This is a genomic window from Bowmanella yangjiangensis (assembly GCF_017255015.1).
Taxonomy (GTDB): Bacteria; Pseudomonadota; Gammaproteobacteria; order Enterobacterales; family Alteromonadaceae; genus Bowmanella; species Bowmanella yangjiangensis.
The window spans coordinates 160,029-179,453 of sequence record NZ_JAFKCS010000004.1 but is presented as its reverse complement, the minus strand read 5'-3'; the positions used below and the strand labels follow the sequence as shown (position 1 = coordinate 179,453).

The window sequence follows — 19,425 nt, the reverse complement described above, 5'->3', positions numbered from 1 at the left end:
AAAGCGCCCACAACACGCGGTTCAACTATTCGAGCAATGATTCGAGCTTGTGCTTGTTGCGCCGCGACAATGTCAGCTCATGACCACATTTAAGAATGACCTTATAGTCTCCCTTGTCTGTGGACTTCAGCTCACATATGTTGCTCTTTCTGACAATGGAAGATCGGTGGATCCTGACAAACACCTCGGGATCCAACTGTTTTTCCAGCGTCCCCATTGTTTCTCTATGCAAGATCGACTTACCGTCCTTTAAATGCACCTCGGCGTAATTCCCAGCACCAACGATAAAAAGGATATCTTCCACATCCAACAGCCGGATACGACCAGGATCTTTGACAATAAGCCTGCTCTTAAAGTCGCGATAGGGTTCCGCCAACATATGTTTAAATAGCCGTTGAACTTGTTGAGCATCACCAAAGCTATTCTCTCTGAGTCTTTCTTTAGCGCGTTGCAAAGAATGAAAAAAGCGTTCATCGTCAAAAGGCTTCAACAGATAATCTATAACATTCAGTTCAAAGGCAGCGATTGCATATTGATTGTAAGCTGTGACGAAAATCACCACACATCGATGTGCCAGCTTTTCTGCCAATTGAATTCCATTTAATCCTGGCATTTGAATATCAAGAAACAAGATGTCCGGCTGCTTGCTTTCAAACATGGCCAACGCTTGCATTCCATCAGATGCTTCGAGTATCTCATCTACATCGCAATCTTGAGCCACCAGTGTCCTGATTGATTGTCGGGCCAAATATTCATCATCAACAACCATCACTTTTAACATGCAATACTCCTCTTGGCACCCTCAGCAAGGTTTCAAAATACCGGTTATCAAGTTCCTTCAGTTCGAGCAAAAAATCCTTACCATATAATTTTTCCAGCCTTTCTCTTGTATTGCGAAGACCAATTCCAAGCCCATGGTGTTCATCATGTTCAGGCATCCTATTAATCATACAAATATTTAAGTATCCATTTTTCTGACTAATACGCAACTCAAGCCGATTTTTATCTGAATCAAGCTGAGACCCATGTGCGATTGCATTTTCCACTATAGGTTGCAATAACATAAATGGAATAGGAAAACTTAAACACTGAGGTTCAATATCCAGACAAACATCCAATTTTTCTTCAAAACGCATTTTCTGGATAGTTAAGTAGCTTTGGATGAAATCAATTTCTTCCGACAGCGGAAGAGTTTGCGCTTTTTGATTCTCCAAAACCTTGCGCAACATCAAACTCAATTCACTAATTGCCGTCACTGCTTTTCTCTTTTCATCGAGCCGAACTAGGCTGGCAATAGTATTCAAAGTATTAAACAAAAAATGAGGATTCAATTGTGACTTCAGCGAATCCAACTCTAACTGCATTAGTTGCCTCAAAAGGCTCTCGTTTCGGGCTTCTTCTGAGCGAGACTTCTCGTAATATTGTAGGAAGTAGCCGATACATACGACCGCAGTGAAGACAATAAAGTCTAAATGCCATGCTCCCCGTTTAAGCATTAAATTCATCGCTTCAGACAGGCTTTCACCATCCAGTCCCTGCATTTCGAGTTGTGCAACTAAAGGCACAGCCAACAACAAAAAGACCAAAAAAGTCATAAGAGTCAGTACAAGTAGTTTGCCGGGGGTACGCAACCAACGATGCTGTTCTAGCGAAATGAAACGAGTTGCAGCAATAACAAATGGAGAAATCACAGCCCAAGGTAACCACCAGGGAAGGTAGTAAATCCATACATCCAACCAGGCAACATCTTTACCTGCGTCTCGCATCCCCCTATAGCTGAGGTCTGCCGAAAATGAATTCATTAGTAACCAAAACATCAAGCCCGAGATAAAAAAACGCCATCCAGGGAGTAGGCGTAAATAATGCGCAAACATGGATTTCCCACTTTTTATCAATCTTCTATTTTTCATTTTATTAGTAAGCAAAAAAGAAACGTCTTAAGCAGCACATCACTACCGTATCCCTATTAAAAGAGAAGAATAGATTAAAACGAAGGTAATTATGAAAGAAAACAAAACTAAAAATATGAGTAAAAACCGATAATCACACAATTCATACAAGTAGACACTCAATTCAAACCTTTCACGTATTGCATCTACCGAATATGCAAATCTAGCTCTAGCGTAAATCTGATAACTTCATGTTATCAATGTAAAAAATAATACCTCAACAGGAGATGCACATGTTTAACAGAAATAGAATATCTGTAGCAGTAGCGACAACTCTGGCGTTAAGTTGTAACTCCGCTGCACTAATCTCTATACCAGCCATGGCACAAGAAACTGCAAAAGAAGAAGCCGCAGTAGAGAAAATTGCTATTACTGGTTCGCGAATTCGTAATCCCGACTTAATATCTAACAGTCCAATGCTGACAATTGATTCTGCGGAACTGAACAGTCGGTCTGACATCACTCTTGACACTTATTTAAATACCTTACCGCAGGTGAATCCTGCTGGTACAACCACATCCAACAACCCAGGGAACGGCGGTCAATCCAATATTAACCTACGTGGATTGGGCTCAAACCGAAACTTGGTATTAGTAGATGGTCGTCGCGTAATGGTATCGGCGTCTGATATGACAGTAGACTTAAATACTATTCCGGCCGCATTAATAGAGAGCATTGAAGTGATAACTGGTGGTGCTGGTGCAGCGTACGGTGCAGACGCTGTGTCAGGCGCAGTTAACCTTAAGCTGAAAGACGACTTTGAGGGATTTGATTTTCGGCTAAACCACTCTAACCATATAGAAGAGCGGGACGCGGAAGAATATAGCTTCACAGGCGTACTGGGCGCTAATTTTGAAGACGACAAGGGTAATGCCGTTATTGCCTTCGATTATTCTAAGCGTGAAGGCCTGATAAAGTCGCAACGAGCGTTTTCAGCTAATGCGACTTCTACCACCAGTTTCTTTCCTGAAGGACGCTACTTCAGTGCAGGAAACCACCCAACCCAAGCTGCAGTAGATGCTGTTTTTGCAGGTTATGGTGTGGCAGCCGGGGCTGTACCAGCAAACGGCAGTATCATGGGTTTTAATGACGATGGGACAATGTTCTCAGCGGGTGTATTCAATAGTCCTTTGGATGTACAAAACTGGCGTTATCCCGTTGATTTATCGGTAAATGGGCCACTGTTCCCTGACGTTTACAGTTATAATTTCGACGCTGTAAACATTCTCGTCCTGCCATTGGAAAGAAAGACATTTTCGACAAAATTTGATTATGCCATTAGCGATAGTGCTGAAATTTTCGCCAGTGCATCATGGACTAACTATCAGTCAGAAACAGCATTGGCACCGACCCCTTTCCCGACAGTGCAAATTCAGGGTTTAGACGGCACAGTCCCAACTAGGGCGACATCAGCATTAGTAGAGAATGGCAGTACGGTAGCAAATCAACTGATCATTCCGGTTACGAATCCCTTCATTCCAGATGATTTCAGAACTATTTTGAACTCTCGGAGCGGCGATAACCCGTCTTTGGTTGGCAGTGGGGCTGACGAACCCTTCTTGATGAGACAGCGCTCTTTATGGGGTGGATTACGCGGTTCTCAGCGAGACAATACGGTTGTTCAATACATGATGGGGCTGCGTGGAGAACTCAGTGATTCTTGGAGCTATGAAGTTTATGCCATGCAGGGCAAAACCAACATCAAGCAAACCCAGACAGGCAACCTGGATACCCAGCGGATTCAGAATCTACTGGAAGCAGCAGATGGTGGAAACAGCATATGTGAGGGTGGCTACAATCCTTTTGGTCGTCTATCAGTATCTGACCAATGCGTGAGCTATATTACGGTAGATGCCACGTTGGCCAGGGAGTTTAATCAACGCATCATACAGGGGTACGTAACTGGTGATTTGGTCGAATTACCCGCGGGTTACATGAGTGTGGTGGTGGGTGTTGAGAGTCGCAAATTCGACTACGAGTTAGATCCGGGCTCATTAAGCGGACCGATTTCTGGCTTCAACACGCAGAATCCGGCAGCTGGAGAAAACGAATTCAACGATGTTTTCTTGGAAGCCTTTATACCATTAGTTGATGACGCCAGCTTTGCTGAATCTGTAGACCTTAACTTAGGTTATCGGACGTCTAAATCTAAGTTTACCGATATAGCTAAAGAGATAGAGGGAGATGAAGACCGCAACAATGCATTCAAAGCAGAGCTGAGTTGGAATATTGGTGATGGCCTACCTCGCGTACGTGCATCTTATCAACGCGCGGTGAGAGCCCCCAACTTCACAGAATTGTTTGATGGTGGCGGCAGTGCTCCACAGTACTTTGACCCATGTTCACAGGGTACGACATTCCGTGATCAAAATGGCGCTGCTGGTGCTGCACTCTGTTCAGCGACGGGTGTGGGCTCACCGGATACCTATGTACAAACGCCAGGAACACAAGCTTCCATCAATACGTCAGGCAACGTTGATCTTAGACCAGAAACTGCTGACACCTTTACTTTGGGTCTGGTTCAGACCTTTGACAACGGTCTCGCTCTTTCCCTAGACTACTATAGCATTGACGTTAAAGACGCCATCATAAACCCGAACGTTAATCTGATCATCGCAGATTGCTACAATTACTATGGTAATAACTCAAATTTGAGTGCTGACTATGCATCTTGCCAATACATAGTTCGGGGCGGCGGTGATATTTTCTTCCTCGCCGACCCCAACACCAGTGACGGCAATATTCCGGGTATCAACTCAGGCTTTATCAAAACCTCAGGTTTGGATTTTCAGGCTGGTATGAGGTTTGATACTGACGTGCTTGGCGGTGCTTACATTAAAATGGATTTGTATGTGAACTATTTGCTTGAGTATGAAACACAAGAATTGGACTTCTTACCTTCCATTGATTACGCGGATACCGTTGCTTACTTTGGCGCTGGATTGGGACAGTCATTCCCCGAATGGAAAGCCAACCTTAACACTCTGGTGACATTTGGTGATTTCGATATTGCCTTAAAAGGCCGTTTTATAGATGGAATGCAAAACCGTCTTGCCGTTGAAATGCCGGGAGAAACGCGCCCCAGCGGAACAGGCACCACTATGTATTGGGATACATCAGTTACCTATAACATGTCTGAAAACCACTCTTTACGCTTAGGGGTGAATAATCTGTTCGATAAGGAGCCAGAACTCTATGCTCCTAATGTTCAGTCAGGTACTGATCCATCACTTTATGACGTAATAGGCAGAAGGATAACGCTTTCAGCCAATCTTAAGTTCTAAACTCAAAAAAAGGGAGGCTTAGCTTCCCTTTTTTTAATTGGTCGTAATTGGGGAATGACTCAAAGTGCTGTTGAGCTGCTTTCATTAGTGGAAACGCTGATGAGCTTAAAACGCGGGACTGAACATCCTTCTACCTCAACATTTTCAATAAACATGTCCAGAGGCCTCACCCAAAGTTCTCTTTCACCATACAAGGGCCGATAGACCACTAGTAGTGACTCATCTTCTGAGTGACGGGCAACGCCAATAACTTCGTAATCCTTACCTTTGTAATGCCTGTAAAGGCCGGGTTGCAACCCCATAATTCCTCCGAATTGCCATATAAAATGCTACTTAGCGCAGAGTGCCATTGCAGAGCTAACCTGCAATGGCAAAACAAATACTCAGCCCTTGGGCATGTAACGAGCAGCCAGTGCAGTCACTGGTGCGGCAGAAGGCTTGCTGTGCTGCCAGTCGCCACCTTCTACGCCACTACCGGCGATATCCACGTGCGTATAGGGTAAGGGTAATTCACTACTGAGTTCGTGCTTATCCAAGCCTGACGCTATACATAAAAACGCAGCCGGGAATTGATGACCTCGCGCGGTAACGGCTGACGGGCCGTTATTCGAGGAAAGAATGTCATCAGCTTTGCTGCGCGGACGAACAAAATCATAATCCTCGCGACGCAAACGTGACGTCTCACCGGGATCACCCCATAGATCACCCAGTTCGCACAACTTGTTACCACAATCCGCCTGACGTGCGGCGCCATTTTCCACATACGCGGTATAAGGGCCGTAAGCGCGGGCAGCATGTCCCGTCAGGGTCGCAACCGAGAACAAACTGGGTGACACCGCGTGCAAAGCATCTTCCCGCAGATGCGACAATAAATCCGCCAACACTAAGCGCCCTTCCGCATCTGTGTTACCAATTCGCACTCGAACGCCAGCATGACTAGGAATAATCTCATCTGCCACAAAGGCATCGGAGCCAATGCTGTTGCGCACTGCGCCAATTTCGGCGATGGCTTTCACACCCTTGGGTTGATACTTGGCCAAGCTCAGCATAAAGCCTGCAACCGCCGCCGCACCGCCCTTGTCGCGGCTCATGCCAGCCATATGGCCGTCGGTTTTCAAATCCGCCCCACCGGTATCAAAGGTAATGCCTTTACCTGCCAATAGCAGCGTGTTTTCAATAGCTCCCTGGCCGGTGTATTCAAGGCGAATAACGCGGGGTTGGTGACGCTCAACATGGGTCGACGCTCTGGCTACTGCATGTAAAAGTGGATAATCACGACGCAAGATCGCATCATCGCTAATCACTGCAACTTTTACAGCGCTATCGGCAAAAGCCAACTGACAGTATTCAGCAAATTGTGGCGGCGACATGCGCTCAGGTTCAGTACCACAAAGATCACGAGCCAGACGACGCCCGGCTTCCACCGCCATCAACCAGTCACAATCTACTGGGCTTGCGCTGTAAAGACCAATAGTCTTAATCGGCTCAATCTCACTTTCATTCAGGGCTTCTCTGGCTTCCAACGGCTGCCATAAGGCTTGGCAGGCAGCCAGATAGGCAACTTCCAATGCGTGAACAAAAGCCGAGCTGTCCGGCAACGCCCCCAGCACCAACAGCGGGTTCATCGCACCGGCTTCGCGGGCCATCAACACCGCTTGTTTGGCCGCATCCGCAATACGTCTTACATCATCCATATCACGCTGCAGACTGCCAACTGGAGCAAACACCAAGCGCCCGCCCGCTACATCAGGGCTCACCATTAATACGGTTTCACGGCCAATTCTGGCGTCTACTTTTTGATGCTGCATGATCTGCTGCACAAGCTTAGGGTTATCAATGCTGTTTACATCTGATGCAAGAACAATCACAGCATCCCAGGTGCTGTCAGGGGAAATTGCACAAAGAAGATCATGTTCAACTTTTGCTTGGGGAAATGCCATAACTAGCCTCATTGTTTACACCACCCATTATGCAGGGCTGATGCATTGAATATGGCCAGCTATTTTGCCTGTCTGTTTAATGACACTCAACAGAGGATAAGGGTAGCTCCAGTTGTAAACTGTCAGCTTCAGTTGGCAGGGCCACATGTAATCCAACCAGACGAATGCCCCGGCCAGCCTGACGATTCAATGCTTCAGACAACAAGGCACGAAAAAAATCCTGTTCTAAGCGCCCATGCTTAAGTTCGACAGTTGTCTGCTGAAAATCAGCAAATTTCAATTTGATACCCTGATTTTGGATGATCATATCAGGCTGGCACTGACCAAGACGTTTACGCAACCGCGGAAACAACTCCTCGATCACCCGCCAACATTGATTGAAGTCCTGTATATCCTGCGGCAAGGTGACTTCCACACCAACAGACTTACGCTGCCTGTCATGATGTACGTTTCGCTCATCCAACCCGTGAGCACGCTGCCACAATACAGGGCCAAACTTGCCGAACTGCTTAAGCAATTTGTCGAAGGGGTACTGGCGCACATCGGCACAGGTTTTCAGCCCCATGCTCTGCAACTTATCCCAGGTCACTTTGCCTACCCCTGGAATTTTCTTCAGCTCCAACTTTTGAACAAACTCATCTAATTGAGCAGGTGGGACAACACATAAACCGTCTGGCTTATTCACATCACTGGCAATTTTGGCCACAAACTTACAAGGCGCCACGCCAGCAGAGGCTGTCAAGCCGGTTTCGGCCAGGATACAACGGCGTATATCCTCGGCAATGAGCGTGGCGCTGCCGCCAAACAACATGGAATCACTAACATCCAGATACGCCTCGTCCAGTGATAAAGGTTCAATGTGTGGGGTGTAGCGAGCGAATATTTCACGGATCTGCCTGGAAACCTGCACATAGACATCCATTCGACCGCGGCGCAACACCAAATCCGGGCATAGCTTGAATGCAAGCGCCGTAGCCATCGCAGAGCGCACACCAAACTTGCGCGCCTGATAGTTGCAGGTAGAAATCACGCCTCGCCGGTCAGCACTGCCCCCTATGGCCAGCGGCACATGACGCAACGCTGGGTCATCACGCATTTCCACCGCAGCGAAAAAACAGTCCATATCAATGTGAATGATTTTACGCATCTCAAAATACTGTAAATATAAACAGTATCAGTTTGACAATTTAACCGAGCTTGTCAATCGCTTTCAATCAATAGTCAGGAGCCATTGAACGGGTATTAGGGCCGTCACGAAGAGGTCAGGCCCAATACAATCTGCGGTAACGAAAGATTATCCGCCCAGGTGCTTGCTTAAGTACTGGCTGACAGCCTGATAATAATCTGCGCGATTAGCCGCATTAGAAAACCCGTGTGCTTCGGTATCTTTAATAAACCATTCATAAGGCTTATCGGCTTGGTCAAGTGCATCACGTAATCGTTCGGCATGCTCGATGGGTACACGCCGGTCTTTTTTATTGTGAGCAATCATAATAGCCGCCTTAAGCTTGTCGGCGTTATATACCGGTGAAAAGGCGCGTAACTGCGCTTCATCCTTACCTAACACGTCGGACAGATAGCTCTCACCGTAAAGTCGCTCCGGAATATCTCCTTTTTCGAACATCAGCGGTAGATCATAAACCCCTACGGTGCCTATCACACAGCGGTATAAATCAGGTTCAACGATGGCTGCCTGCATAGCGGCGTAACCTCCGAAGCTGCCCCCCATTATGCAAATTTTGCTCGCATCAATCCGCTCTTGCCCAGCAGCCCAACGAGTTCCTTCGATAATATCCCGCATCATCAGGCCGCCCCATTGCCTATGGCCCGCTTCTCTAAATGCACGCCCATAGCCATCGGAGCCGCGGAAATTCACCCGTAATACGGCATACCCCTGAGATGCCAAAAGCTGTACCTCCCGGTCGAAAGACCAATAGTCCCGCACACCATGTGGTCCTCCGTGCACCAATACAACCAGCGGAACTTTCTGCTCATTAGAGTCAGATTGTGGATAAGTGAGATATCCAGAGATGGTTACCTTATCAGAAGTAACAAAACTAACAGGCTCGGACTGCGACAGGTGCTCGGCTTTAAGATGTGACAAATTGGCAAACATCGGCCGAAGAGCATGCATTTCTTTGTCATACAGGTGGTAAGTACCGGCATCAATATCATTACTTGCATACAACAACCACCAGCGGCCATCATCACTGCGGCTGGTAATAGAAATTTTGTACCCAGGAAAACTATGTAAGAACTGGCGATAAAGTTCCGCTTCGGGATTGCTGCTATTGAGCATCACATAAGTAGGATAATCTGGGTCAACACGAAGTGCATAAATGCTATTGCCGTCCGAGCTATAGGTGACAGAGGTGATATCGACCTGGTCATCTGTGTAGATTTCCCGCTTAGCGCCGCTTAGCATATCCAGCTCAAACAGCCCTTTCAGATCCTTTTTTGGATCATCAAGGTAATAGAGTTTGTCACCCGCCTCGTTTAGTGCAAGTGGGTAAAAACCTGGCCCGAACTCTGCGCTGATTTCCTTCCACTGGTCGTTCTCGTAGCGAAAGGTTCGCCTTTCACCCTCAGCATCCAGGCCGAAGGCAATCTTCAGGCTACCATTGCCGTCGGTAATAAAACGCGCATAAGAGACTGGAGAGCGAGTTAAGGCACTACTCATTTTGCCATCGTAGACATTTAGCTTGTGTATAGTGGCTCGACGTTCACCACCATCAGACATGGGAGTTGACGAGATAAGAATATGCTTAGGGTCGCCCGGCAAGATGCTAATCACATCCCCCCAGCCAAAGGTGTCTTCCTTTTTACGTAACCTACTGGCTTTGCTCTCCCCCGCGCCTACCCCATAGATTAATTCACCATTTTTACCGTTATAGTCCACGGCATAAAGCTGGCCATAAAACTTCGGTTGCTCATCCCAGGGTTCACTCTCAAGAAGCTTAATCACCAGACGCTCATTATTCACCCAGTACGCTTGCCCTGTTTCCTGACGACCAGGAAACTTAGCCCCTCCCACCATTTTCTTGTCTTGGGTTCGGAAAATTGCCAGTTGACGCTTACCCTCATGAACGATAGTCACAGCTAATAATTCGCCATTAGGTGAAAGTTCGGTATCCACAAAAGAATGGTCAGCGGCAAAGTCAGCGGGAGTAAGAAACGGCGCAGCCGCAATACATAAAGGTAGAAAGCAAACCAGTAGCAGTATACGTCTGCATAGATGTGAATAATGCATAAAGTCCCTTTTAATTATTCTGCTTATCAGTATGGGCGAGCAGACCGCCGAAACCTCCAATTTATCAGTATTTATCTACTGCTAAAACAAAAAAAGGCCTGGTTAAACAGGCCTTTTAAATCTCGAAATCACAATATTTGATTGCGCTGCCATTCCTTGAGCTTTTCCTGGCGGGCTTGCTCACGGGCTTCTCTGGCTTTACGCCTGTCACAGGGCTCAGGGCAATCACAGGCTTTTTCAATACCCAGTGCACCCAGGCCGCCGCAACTGCCGGAAATGGTTTTTCTCTGCAGTAAATAGCCGACAGACATCGCCACAACTACCACAAGAAAAAATCCAAAGGCTAGAAAAAAGGTACTCACGTTAAGTTCCTACTGCAAAAAGGGCTCAAATTCCGCGCTATTATACGCCTTAAATCCGTCCTTTTCTCGAGTGATCAACAAAACGGCTAAATTATGTTCCTCGGCAAAGGCTTTACCCTTTTCCGCTCCCATTATATTGATAGCTGTAGCCAAACCATCGGCTGTCATACTGGACGGGTGCACAACAGTAACTGACACCAAATTATGTTGGATTGGATAACCGGTGGTCGGGTCAATAAGGTGCGAATAGCGAATGCCGTTTTCTTCAAAGTAATTGCGGTAATCACCGGAAGTGGCCACTGCGTTATTACCTACACTGATAATCTGCTGCACTGCACGCTCCGAAGACAGAGGTTTCTCTATCGCGACACGCCAAGGTGAGCTATTGGCTTTTACGCCCGACAGGCGCATTTCGCCACCTATCTCCACCAGATAATCATGGAGTCCTTTCGCATCCAAGATGTCGGCCACCACATCAACGCCATAGCCCTTGGCAATAGTAGATAGGTCGACATACAAATCCGGCTGAGTCTTGGATGCAGAACGGTCTTGCAGCAGCAACTTGTGCAAGCCTGTCTGCGCCTTGGCGTCATCAATTATCTGTTGCGCCGGCACATGCTCTGGTCTCGCCTTAGGGCCAAAGCCCCACAAATTCACCAAGGGGCCAACAGTTACATCCAACTTGCCACCACTGATCTCACCTAAGCGTTTGGCCTCACGCATCACTTTAAGGGTTTGCGGCGAGAGCGAAAAAGGTTCCAGGCTTTGCCATTGGTTAAAGCGGGATAATTCAGAATCAGGGTCATAGGTAGACATTTGCTTATTGACCAGGGCCAGGGCGTCGTCAATCTCACTTTGCAGCGCCTGTTCATCCAGCTTGGCATGGTTAACAAACTTGATATGGTAAGTGGTGCCCATGGTCTTGCCGGCCAGCGCCACTTCGGTGGGTGCGGGCGAACAAGCCGCCAGTAACAGCCACAACAAGCCGAGACTAAAGAGTCGTTTCATTGAGGTTCCTGAAAATAAATAAATCGGATAGATCATGCATCTGTGCAGACAAACAAAAAAGGGGCGCGATGCCCCTTCTTTACTTTAGCCGCCGAAGTCATCCAGCAGGATATTTTCGTCTTCAACGCCCAAATCTTTGAGCATGTTGATAACAGCTGCGTTCATCATGGGTGGTCCACACATGTAGAATTCACAGTCTTCCGGCGCCGGGTGATCCTTCAGATAGTTTTGCAACAATACCTGGTGGATAAAACCGGTGTAACCTGTCCAGTTGTCCTCTGGTTGAGGATCAGACAGGGCCACATGCCATTTGAAGTTTTCGTTCTCGGCCTGCAGCGTGTCGAAATCTTCTACATAGAACATTTCGCGCAGTGAACGGGCACCGTACCAGAAAGAAATCTTACGCTTGCTATTCAAACGACGCAGTTGGTCGAAAATGTGCGAGCGCATGGGGGCCATACCTGCACCACCACCGATAAATACCATCTCGGCTTCGGTCTCTTTAGCGAAGAACTCACCAAAGGGACCAGAGATAGTCACCTTGTCACCTTCTTTCAGACTCCAGATGTACGAGGACATCTTACCGCAAGGCAGGCTCAGGTTATTTGGCGGCGGAGTCGCAATCCGTACGTTCAGCATGATAATGCCTTTCTCTTCCGGATAGTTAGCCATGGAGTAAGCACGGATTGTTTCATCATCAACCTTAGATTCCAGGTTGAAGAAGCCGAAGCGCTCCCAATCGCCACGATATTTCTCAGGAACATCGAAATCTTTGTACTTAACGTGATGAGGTGGCGCTTCAATCTGAATATAACCACCGGCACGGAAAGGTACGCTCTCACCAGCAGGAATCGCCAACTTCAGCTCTTTGATGAAGGTTGCTTTGTTATCGTTAGAGATAACAGTACAGTCCCACTTCTTGATACCGAAGATTTCTTCTTCCAGCTCGATCTTCATATCCTGCTTGATGGCTACCTGACAGGACAGACGGCAACCTTCGCGCGCTTCACGCTTGCTGATGTGATCCAATTCAGTAGGCAGAATCTCGCCACCACCATCGTGAATATGCACACGGCACTGACCACAAGAGCCACCACCACCACAGGCAGAAGATACGAAAATACCAGCATTAGCCAGGGCACCCAAGAGCTTGTCGCCGGGCTGCGCCTTAATGGCTTTGTTTGGGTCGTCGTTGATCAGAATGGTCACTTCACCGGCCGGTACCAGCTTAGACTTGGCGAACATGATAATGAACACCAAAGCCAGCACGATAGCGATGAACATGCCGACACCCAGATAAATTTCTATTTGATTCATTAGAACCTCCAAGTGCAGCGCGTTACAGAGAAATACCGGTGAAGGACTGGAAGCCCAGTGCCATCAAACCAGCAATCATAAACACCGAGCCCAGGCCACGCAGACCATCTGGGATATCGGCATACTTGAGTTTTTCACGTACCGCAGCCAGCAGGGTTATAGCCAAAGCCCAACCGATGCCGCTACCTACACCGTAAACAATGCTCTCAGTGAAGTTGTACTCACGCTGTACCGCAAAAGCTACACCACCGAAAATGGCGCAGTTAACGGTAATCAGCGGCAGGAAAATACCCAACGCGTTGTACAAAGCAGGGAAAAACTTATCCAGTGCCATTTCCAGAATCTGTACCAATGCGGCGATAACACCGATAAAGGTGAGGAAGTTCAGGAAGCTCAGGTCAGCATCAGGGAAACCGGCCCACGCCAGAGCACCTGGTGCCAGGATGCTGGTGTAGATAACCTGGTTAACAGGTACAGAAATACCCAGTACCACCACTACCGCAACTCCCAGACCCATGGCTGTTTTTACTTTCTTGGAAACGGCCAGGAAGGTACACATGCCCAGGAACAAAGACAGGGCCATGTTCTCGATAAAGATCGAACGAACAAACAAACTCAGATAATGTTCCATGCGTTACTCCTTGGGCTCAACTTGAGACGGCTTATAGGTACGAATGACCCAAATCAACCCGCCAATCAAAATAAAGGAGCTGAAAGGCAGAATCAGCAGACCATTGCCCTGATACCAGCCACCGTTTTGTACCAGTGGCAGAATCTCGAAGCCCAGAATAGTTCCGAAACCGAACAATTCTTTAATGGTACCGACAATAATAAGGATAAAGGAGTAACCTAAACCATTTCCGATGCCATCCATGAAACTCATCATAGGCGGATTCTTCATGGCATAAGCTTCAGCCCGACCCATTACAATACAGTTGGTAATTATCAGCCCGACAAAGACCGACAATTGTTTAGAGATCTCATAGGAGTATGCCTTGAGGATCTGGTCAACAACAATTACCAGTGAAGCGATGATAGTCATCTGGATGATGATTCGAACACTTGACGGAATCTGGTTACGAATCAAAGAGATGAATAAGTTGGAGAACGCAGTTACCGAGGTCAGGGCCAAGCCCATTACCAAAGCAGTTTCTAACTTGGTCGTAATTGCCAGCGCCGAGCAAATACCCAGAACCTGCAATGCGATAGGGTTGTTGTCCAGAATCGGACCAAACAATACCTTTTTGGTTTCTTTAGACATTGCCATTATGATTATCTCCTCAGGACTTCCAGGGTTGCTTGGCCAAAAACGGACCAAAACCTTGCTCACCCAACCAGAAATCCAACGTATGCTGCACACCGTTGCTGGTCAGGGTCGCACCGGACAGCGCATCGACCGCGAACTGATCATCAGGCGAAGCATTTTTCTTCACCGCAATGGCTACGTCACCGTCTTTGAACAACTGCTTACCGTCCCACTTAGCTTTCCAGCTTGGGTTCAGTACTTCGCCGCCCAATCCGGGAGTTTCTTTCTGCTGGTAGTAGACCATTTCACGGGCAGTTTTGCCGTCAGCATCGACAGCCAGAAAACCATACATAAGATCCCACAATCCGCTGCCGTGCACAGGCAACACGATACGGCTTACGGCACCCTGTTCATCTTTAACAAGATAAACAGAAGCAACATTAGGCTTACGCTGAAAACCGACATTGCTACCTTCCAGCTTAGTACTGGTGGCAGGATCTTTGGCGGCTTTATACATGTCATAATCAGCTGATGGCTTCTCAACATAATCGCCAGAGTTAAGGTCAACAAAACGCTCTTCAACACGCGCCTTATAAGTTCCGGCAATGTCACCTTTGGCATCAGCCAGTAAACCGGCCGCTTCCAAAATGTTAGTTTGCTTGTCCAACGCCGCATTTTGCTGTTGTAAAGACCGCAGGCCTACAGCAGCACCAGATACTACGATGGAACAAACCAGACAGACAGCGACAACAACGCCGACTGTTCTTCCTAAAGTTTCTTTCTTAGCTGACACGTGCCATCCTCCGTTTGATATTGCCTTGAACAACGAAGTAGTCGAACAGGGGTGCCCACAGGTTAGCGAACAGGATCGCCAGCATCATACCTTCAGGGAAGGCGGGATTGAGCACGCGAATCATCACACACATAAAGCCAATCAACAGGCCATATGCCCACTTACCCTTATTGGTAAAGGAAGCAGATACCGGGTCGGTAGCCATAAACAGCATACCGAAGGCAAAACCACCAGTAACCAGGTGCCAGTACCAGGGCATGGCAAACATGGCATTGGTGTCGCTACCAATCATATTCAGCAGGGTGCTGAACAGTGCCATACCGGCCATCACACCCAGCACGATACGCCAGGAGGCGATGCGCAGATACATAATGAACAAACCGCCAATCAGCAGTGCCAGCGTTGACGTCTCACCAACAGACCCCTGAATGCTACCGAAGAAAGCATTCCACCACTCAGCATTCATACTCCAATCAGTGATTTGACCAGACGCCGCTTGGCTCAAGTGCGTAGCACCAGAGAAACCGTCGGCCGCCGTCCAGATAGCATCACCGGAGATTTGCGCAGGATAGGCGAAGTACAGGAAGGCACGGCCAGACAAGGCCGGGTTTAAGAAGTTACGGCCAGTGCCGCCAAACACTTCTTTTGCGATAACCACACCGAAACTGATACCCAGGGCAACTTGCCATAGCGGGATAGTCGCAGGCAAGGTCAGGGCAAACAGCACCGAGGTTACGAAGAAACCTTCATTAACTTCATGCTTACGGATAGATGCAAACAGCACCTCCCAGAAGCCACCGACCGCAAAGGTCACAGCATAAATAGGCAGGAAGAAGCAGGCACCATAACCAAACATGGCCAGCCAGCCGGTACTTTGCGTACCTAATTCGCCGCCAAGGGCTGCAAACAAACCAGCCTGCCAGTAACCTTCAACTGTTGCCGCCCAAGTTATCGCATCACTGCCAAGAATAGCGTGGTGCGCTTGGTAACCAACGTTATACATACCGTAGAACATGGCCGGGAAGGTTGCCATCCACACCATAATCATGATGCGTTTGAGGTCAATACTGTCACGTACGTGAGTAACGGACTTGTTCACCAGACCAGGGGTATAGAAAATGGTCGCCGCAGCTTCATACAGGGCATACCATTTTTCGTATTTACCACCCGGCTCAAAATTGGGTTCGATTTTCTCGAGATATTCTTTCAAGCTCATGGATTAGCCCTCTTTCTCTATCTTGGTCAGGCAATCACGCAGTACAGGACCGTAGTTGTACTTGCCTGGGCAAACATAGGTACACAAACCAAGATCTTCTTCATCCAACTCAAGACAACCCAGTGTTTGGGCACTGTCTGTATCGCCTGCCAGCAAATCACGCAGCAACAGAGTAGGAAGAATATCCAAAGGCATCACACGCTCGTAGTTGCCAATTGGCACCATGGCACGGTCAGAACCATTGGTGGTAGTGGTCATATTGAACAGACGCTTAGGACTGAGGTGCCCCAAGTAGGCGCGCGTTACAGAATGCTTGTCGCTACCTGGACGCAGCCAACCAAACAGCTCTTTTTCACGACCTTCCGCCAGCAAACTAAGTTGCAGGTGGAAACGCCCCAAATACGCATGTACGCCGTGAGCGTGAGTACCACACAGTACCGAACCCGATACCACGCGAACTTCACCTGCTTGAGCTTCACCGGCAGTGAGTTGCTCAGTGCTGGCACCCACAAGGGTACGCACCAAACGAGGTGATTTAGCCGCTGGGCCAGCTAAGGCAACAACACGGCGGTTGTCAATTTCACCGGTAGTGAAAAGATGGCCTATCGCGATGACGTCCTGATAATTCAGGTGCCATACGACTTTTCCGGCACCGGCTGAATCGAGGAAATGGATATGGGTACCCACTAAACCAGCTGGGTGAGGACCAGCAAACTCGTTCACTTCAACCTGGGCCGAGCCGACGGCAATATCAGCACCTGGTGCCTTGCTTACGTAAAGCTTACCTTCAGTCAGGCGACGCAATACGTTCAAGCCGTTTGCAAAGTCATCTTTGCGCTCGGCAATGATAATGGCAGGATCCGCCGCCAAAGGATTGGTATCCATGGCATTGACGAAAATGGCACGGGGCGTAGTACCCAATGCTGGCGCCTTGCTATAAGGACGTGTACGCAATGCAGTCCACAATCCGGAATCCACCAGATTCTTTTCTACATCGTCACGGCTTAGTGAAGACAACTGACCTGCATCGTACTTAGCAAAGCTTTCCTGTTCATCACCGGCCAACTCAATGACCACTGATTGCAGAACACGCTTAGCGCCGCGGTTAACTTCCACGACGGTACCTGCAGCTGGAGCTGTAAATTTAACACCGGGATTTTTCTTGTCTTCGAAAAGCACCTGGCCTTTCTTGACAGTATCGCCTTGGGCGACGGCCATGGTAGGCCGCATTCCGACGTATTCCTCACCCAAAACAGCGACCCGGGTAATCCGGGGACCGTCATGGATCTGTTGTTGTGGCGCTCCCGTGATAGGGAGGTCCAACCCTTTGGTGATTTTTATCATACGCAATTGCACTACTTATTTACTGAATACTCATCAGGATTCATCCTGAAGTCTCACCAAGGCCAATCCTGATGAGTATTCGAAACTAACCCCACCTGTTGTCTGTCATCCAGTAACAAGCGCCTGCAATTCTCTTTACGATTTTCCCAGCCACTACTGCAATATCAATGCAAAAAAGCCTGTTTGCATTGACGAGCAACATCCTGTACTCAACATCTGCGAACCTTTACAGGTTCACAACACGCCTTACCAATGGGAGGGATCTTTGAAAAAGATAGACCTATCTCTCAAACCCGGCATTTTAGCATTAAACCCCGTCTCTTCGCCATGCAAATGTTTGTTTATGCCACTCATTTTCTGATACTTTGGTAGTAGCCCAGAGGAACATGTGGAACTTTTTAAGGCCCCTACCCCAAAACAATTCAGGCATAAAAAAACCGCCTCAAGGGCGGTCTTTTATCAACTTACCATTCAGCCAGAGGACTGACATCGGCGCCGTAATCGACATCTTCAAAGCCAAATCCGAACAAATGCAGGAATTCATTGTGATAGCCCACATAGTCGGTCATTTCATCAATAGTCTCTGTTTGCACGCTGTCCCAAACCTGCTGAACCCGTTGCTGCACAGAATCTTCCAGTTCTTTGTAGTTCTGGAACAAATGACCGCCTTCGTCAAAACGGCGCTCCTCAGCATACAAGTTATCGGTAAACAGGCCATAAATCTGTTCGATGGTTCCCTCATAGGTACCATCGCCTTTCATCACCTTGAAAAGGGCCGAAATATATAGCGGCATAATAGGAATGGCAGAGCTGGCCTGAGTTACCACTGCATTCAACGAAGAGACAAAAGCCTCACCGTTAAGGTCAGCCGTCATTTCACGGATCACTTGGGTAGCGCGATCCAGGTCTTCCTTAGCTTTACCTATAGTGGCATGACCATAGATAGGCCAGGTAAGTTCTTTACCAATATAAGTGTAGGACGTAGTAATAAAGTTCTCGGCCAGCACACCGGCATCTTTCAATGCTTTGATCCACAGTTCCCAGTCTTCACCACCCATGACTTTTACCGTGTTGGCGATTTCATCATCGCTTGCCGCCTCTACAGTTACTTCGTCAATGATACGCTTGGAGGTGTTAAGGTTTTTGGTCGTAATGCTACCGCCTATGGGTTTGAGCGTCGACGAATATACCTCACCGGTGTTGGGATCGGTACGACGCGGAGAGGCTAAGCTGTATACCACCAGATCGATTTTGCCCAAATCCGCCTTGATGATATCAATCACATCCTGCTTCATTTGGTTTGAAAAGGCATCACCATTTAAGGTTTTAGCATAGACTCCGGCATCCTTAGCCTTGTTATGAAAGGCAGCGGTATTGTACCAGCCAGCCGTCGCGGTTTTAGTTTCTGACGCTTCTTTTTCGAAACATACGCCCAGCGTATTGGCGCCGTAGCCAAAACCAGCAACGATGCGCGAGGCTAACCCGTATCCGGTAGAGCAGCCTAACACCAGAACATTTTTGGGGCCTTGCCCCTGTACGCCATGCTGCTTGACGTAATCGATCTGTTTTTGAACATTAACCGCACAGCCCACTGGATGCGCATTGGTACAGATAAAGCCACGTATTTTCGGCTGAATAACCATAGGGACCTTTCCTTTATAAGAAGTGCCGACATTGTAAAGACACCCGCGCCAGAAACAACTCTGAACACTTTAT

General features: G+C 47.9%; 16 protein-coding genes. 1 reads left to right on the top strand and 15 read right to left on the bottom strand.

The features are described from left to right. Nucleotides 1–25: 25 nt before the first annotated feature. Both J0A65_RS06580 and J0A65_RS06575 read right to left on the bottom strand, forming a co-directional pair. Nucleotides 26–781 carry a LytR/AlgR family response regulator transcription factor gene (locus J0A65_RS06580; protein WP_206593343.1) on the bottom strand — a complete coding sequence of 252 codons (756 nt, stop codon included), beginning with the start codon at nucleotides 779–781 and terminating at the stop codon, nucleotides 26–28. Continuing rightward, nucleotides 759–1,874 (bottom strand): sensor histidine kinase, encoded by a 1,116-nt coding sequence (locus tag J0A65_RS06575; RefSeq protein WP_206593342.1) that lies wholly within the window; start codon nucleotides 1,872–1,874, stop codon nucleotides 759–761. Before J0A65_RS06575 ends, J0A65_RS06580 begins: the two co-directional genes overlap by 23 nt. Before the next feature lie 308 nt (nucleotides 1,875–2,182). Between J0A65_RS06575 and J0A65_RS06570 the strand changes: the two genes are divergently transcribed. Then, on the top strand, nucleotides 2,183–5,233 hold the full coding sequence (locus J0A65_RS06570; protein WP_206593341.1) for a TonB-dependent receptor domain-containing protein: 3,051 nt from the start codon (nucleotides 2,183–2,185) through the stop codon (nucleotides 5,231–5,233). A gap of 59 nt (nucleotides 5,234–5,292) precedes the next feature. On the opposite strand, the gene J0A65_RS06565 is transcribed toward J0A65_RS06570, so the two are convergent. From J0A65_RS06565 to fabV, 13 genes are all read right to left on the bottom strand, one after another. Next, a complete protein-coding gene (locus tag J0A65_RS06565; protein WP_206593340.1) occupies nucleotides 5,293–5,535 on the bottom strand; it encodes a DUF1653 domain-containing protein in 243 nt (80 codons plus the stop codon). A gap of 81 nt (nucleotides 5,536–5,616) precedes the next feature. Next, nucleotides 5,617–7,173 (bottom strand): M17 family metallopeptidase, encoded by a 1,557-nt coding sequence (locus tag J0A65_RS06560; protein ID WP_206593339.1) that lies wholly within the window; start codon nucleotides 7,171–7,173, stop codon nucleotides 5,617–5,619. Between the two features lie 76 nt (nucleotides 7,174–7,249). Further along, nucleotides 7,250–8,320, bottom strand: coding sequence for a DNA polymerase IV (gene dinB, locus J0A65_RS06555; protein ID WP_206593338.1), 1,071 nt, complete (start codon nucleotides 8,318–8,320; stop codon nucleotides 7,250–7,252). Between the two features lie 147 nt (nucleotides 8,321–8,467). Beyond that, nucleotides 8,468–10,423, bottom strand: a complete 1,956-nt coding sequence (locus tag J0A65_RS06550) for an alpha/beta hydrolase family protein (RefSeq protein WP_206593337.1) — start codon at nucleotides 10,421–10,423, stop codon at nucleotides 8,468–8,470. 128 nt (nucleotides 10,424–10,551) lie between these two features. Next, nucleotides 10,552–10,785, bottom strand: a complete 234-nt coding sequence (nqrM, locus tag J0A65_RS06545) for a (Na+)-NQR maturation NqrM (RefSeq protein WP_188689220.1) — start codon at nucleotides 10,783–10,785, stop codon at nucleotides 10,552–10,554. Nucleotides 10,786–10,794: 9 nt separating this feature from the next. Then, nucleotides 10,795–11,793 carry an FAD:protein FMN transferase gene (locus J0A65_RS06540; RefSeq protein WP_206593336.1) on the bottom strand — a complete coding sequence of 333 codons (999 nt, stop codon included), beginning with the start codon at nucleotides 11,791–11,793 and terminating at the stop codon, nucleotides 10,795–10,797. Between the two features lie 84 nt (nucleotides 11,794–11,877). Beyond that, the gene (gene nqrF / locus J0A65_RS06535) at nucleotides 11,878–13,110 is read right to left on the bottom strand and encodes an NADH:ubiquinone reductase (Na(+)-transporting) subunit F (protein WP_206593335.1); all 1,233 of its coding nucleotides are present in this window, start codon (nucleotides 13,108–13,110) and stop codon (nucleotides 11,878–11,880) included. Between the two features lie 22 nt (nucleotides 13,111–13,132). Further along, entirely contained in the window at nucleotides 13,133–13,741 is a 609-nt protein-coding gene (gene nqrE, locus J0A65_RS06530) for an NADH:ubiquinone reductase (Na(+)-transporting) subunit E (protein WP_102797494.1), read from the bottom strand. Nucleotides 13,742–13,744: 3 nt separating this feature from the next. Further along, complete coding sequence (locus J0A65_RS06525; RefSeq protein ID WP_206593334.1) at nucleotides 13,745–14,377, bottom strand: NADH:ubiquinone reductase (Na(+)-transporting) subunit D; 633 nt, start codon at nucleotides 14,375–14,377, stop codon at nucleotides 13,745–13,747. A 13-nt stretch (nucleotides 14,378–14,390) separates the two neighbouring features. Continuing rightward, nucleotides 14,391–15,149: a Na(+)-translocating NADH-quinone reductase subunit C gene (locus J0A65_RS06520; RefSeq protein WP_206593333.1), complete on the bottom strand. Its 759-nt coding sequence runs from the start codon at nucleotides 15,147–15,149 to the stop codon at nucleotides 14,391–14,393. Continuing rightward, the gene (locus J0A65_RS06515; RefSeq protein WP_206593332.1) at nucleotides 15,139–16,365 is read right to left on the bottom strand and encodes an NADH:ubiquinone reductase (Na(+)-transporting) subunit B; all 1,227 of its coding nucleotides are present in this window, start codon (nucleotides 16,363–16,365) and stop codon (nucleotides 15,139–15,141) included. The genes J0A65_RS06520 and J0A65_RS06515 overlap by 11 nt, the downstream gene beginning before the upstream one ends. A gap of 3 nt (nucleotides 16,366–16,368) precedes the next feature. Further along, nucleotides 16,369–17,709 carry a Na(+)-translocating NADH-quinone reductase subunit A gene (locus J0A65_RS06510; protein ID WP_206593331.1) on the bottom strand — a complete coding sequence of 447 codons (1,341 nt, stop codon included), beginning with the start codon at nucleotides 17,707–17,709 and terminating at the stop codon, nucleotides 16,369–16,371. 464 nt (nucleotides 17,710–18,173) lie between these two features. Then, nucleotides 18,174–19,352 carry an enoyl-ACP reductase FabV gene (gene fabV / locus J0A65_RS06505; RefSeq protein WP_206593330.1) on the bottom strand — a complete coding sequence of 393 codons (1,179 nt, stop codon included), beginning with the start codon at nucleotides 19,350–19,352 and terminating at the stop codon, nucleotides 18,174–18,176. Nucleotides 19,353–19,425: the final 73 nt, after the last annotated feature.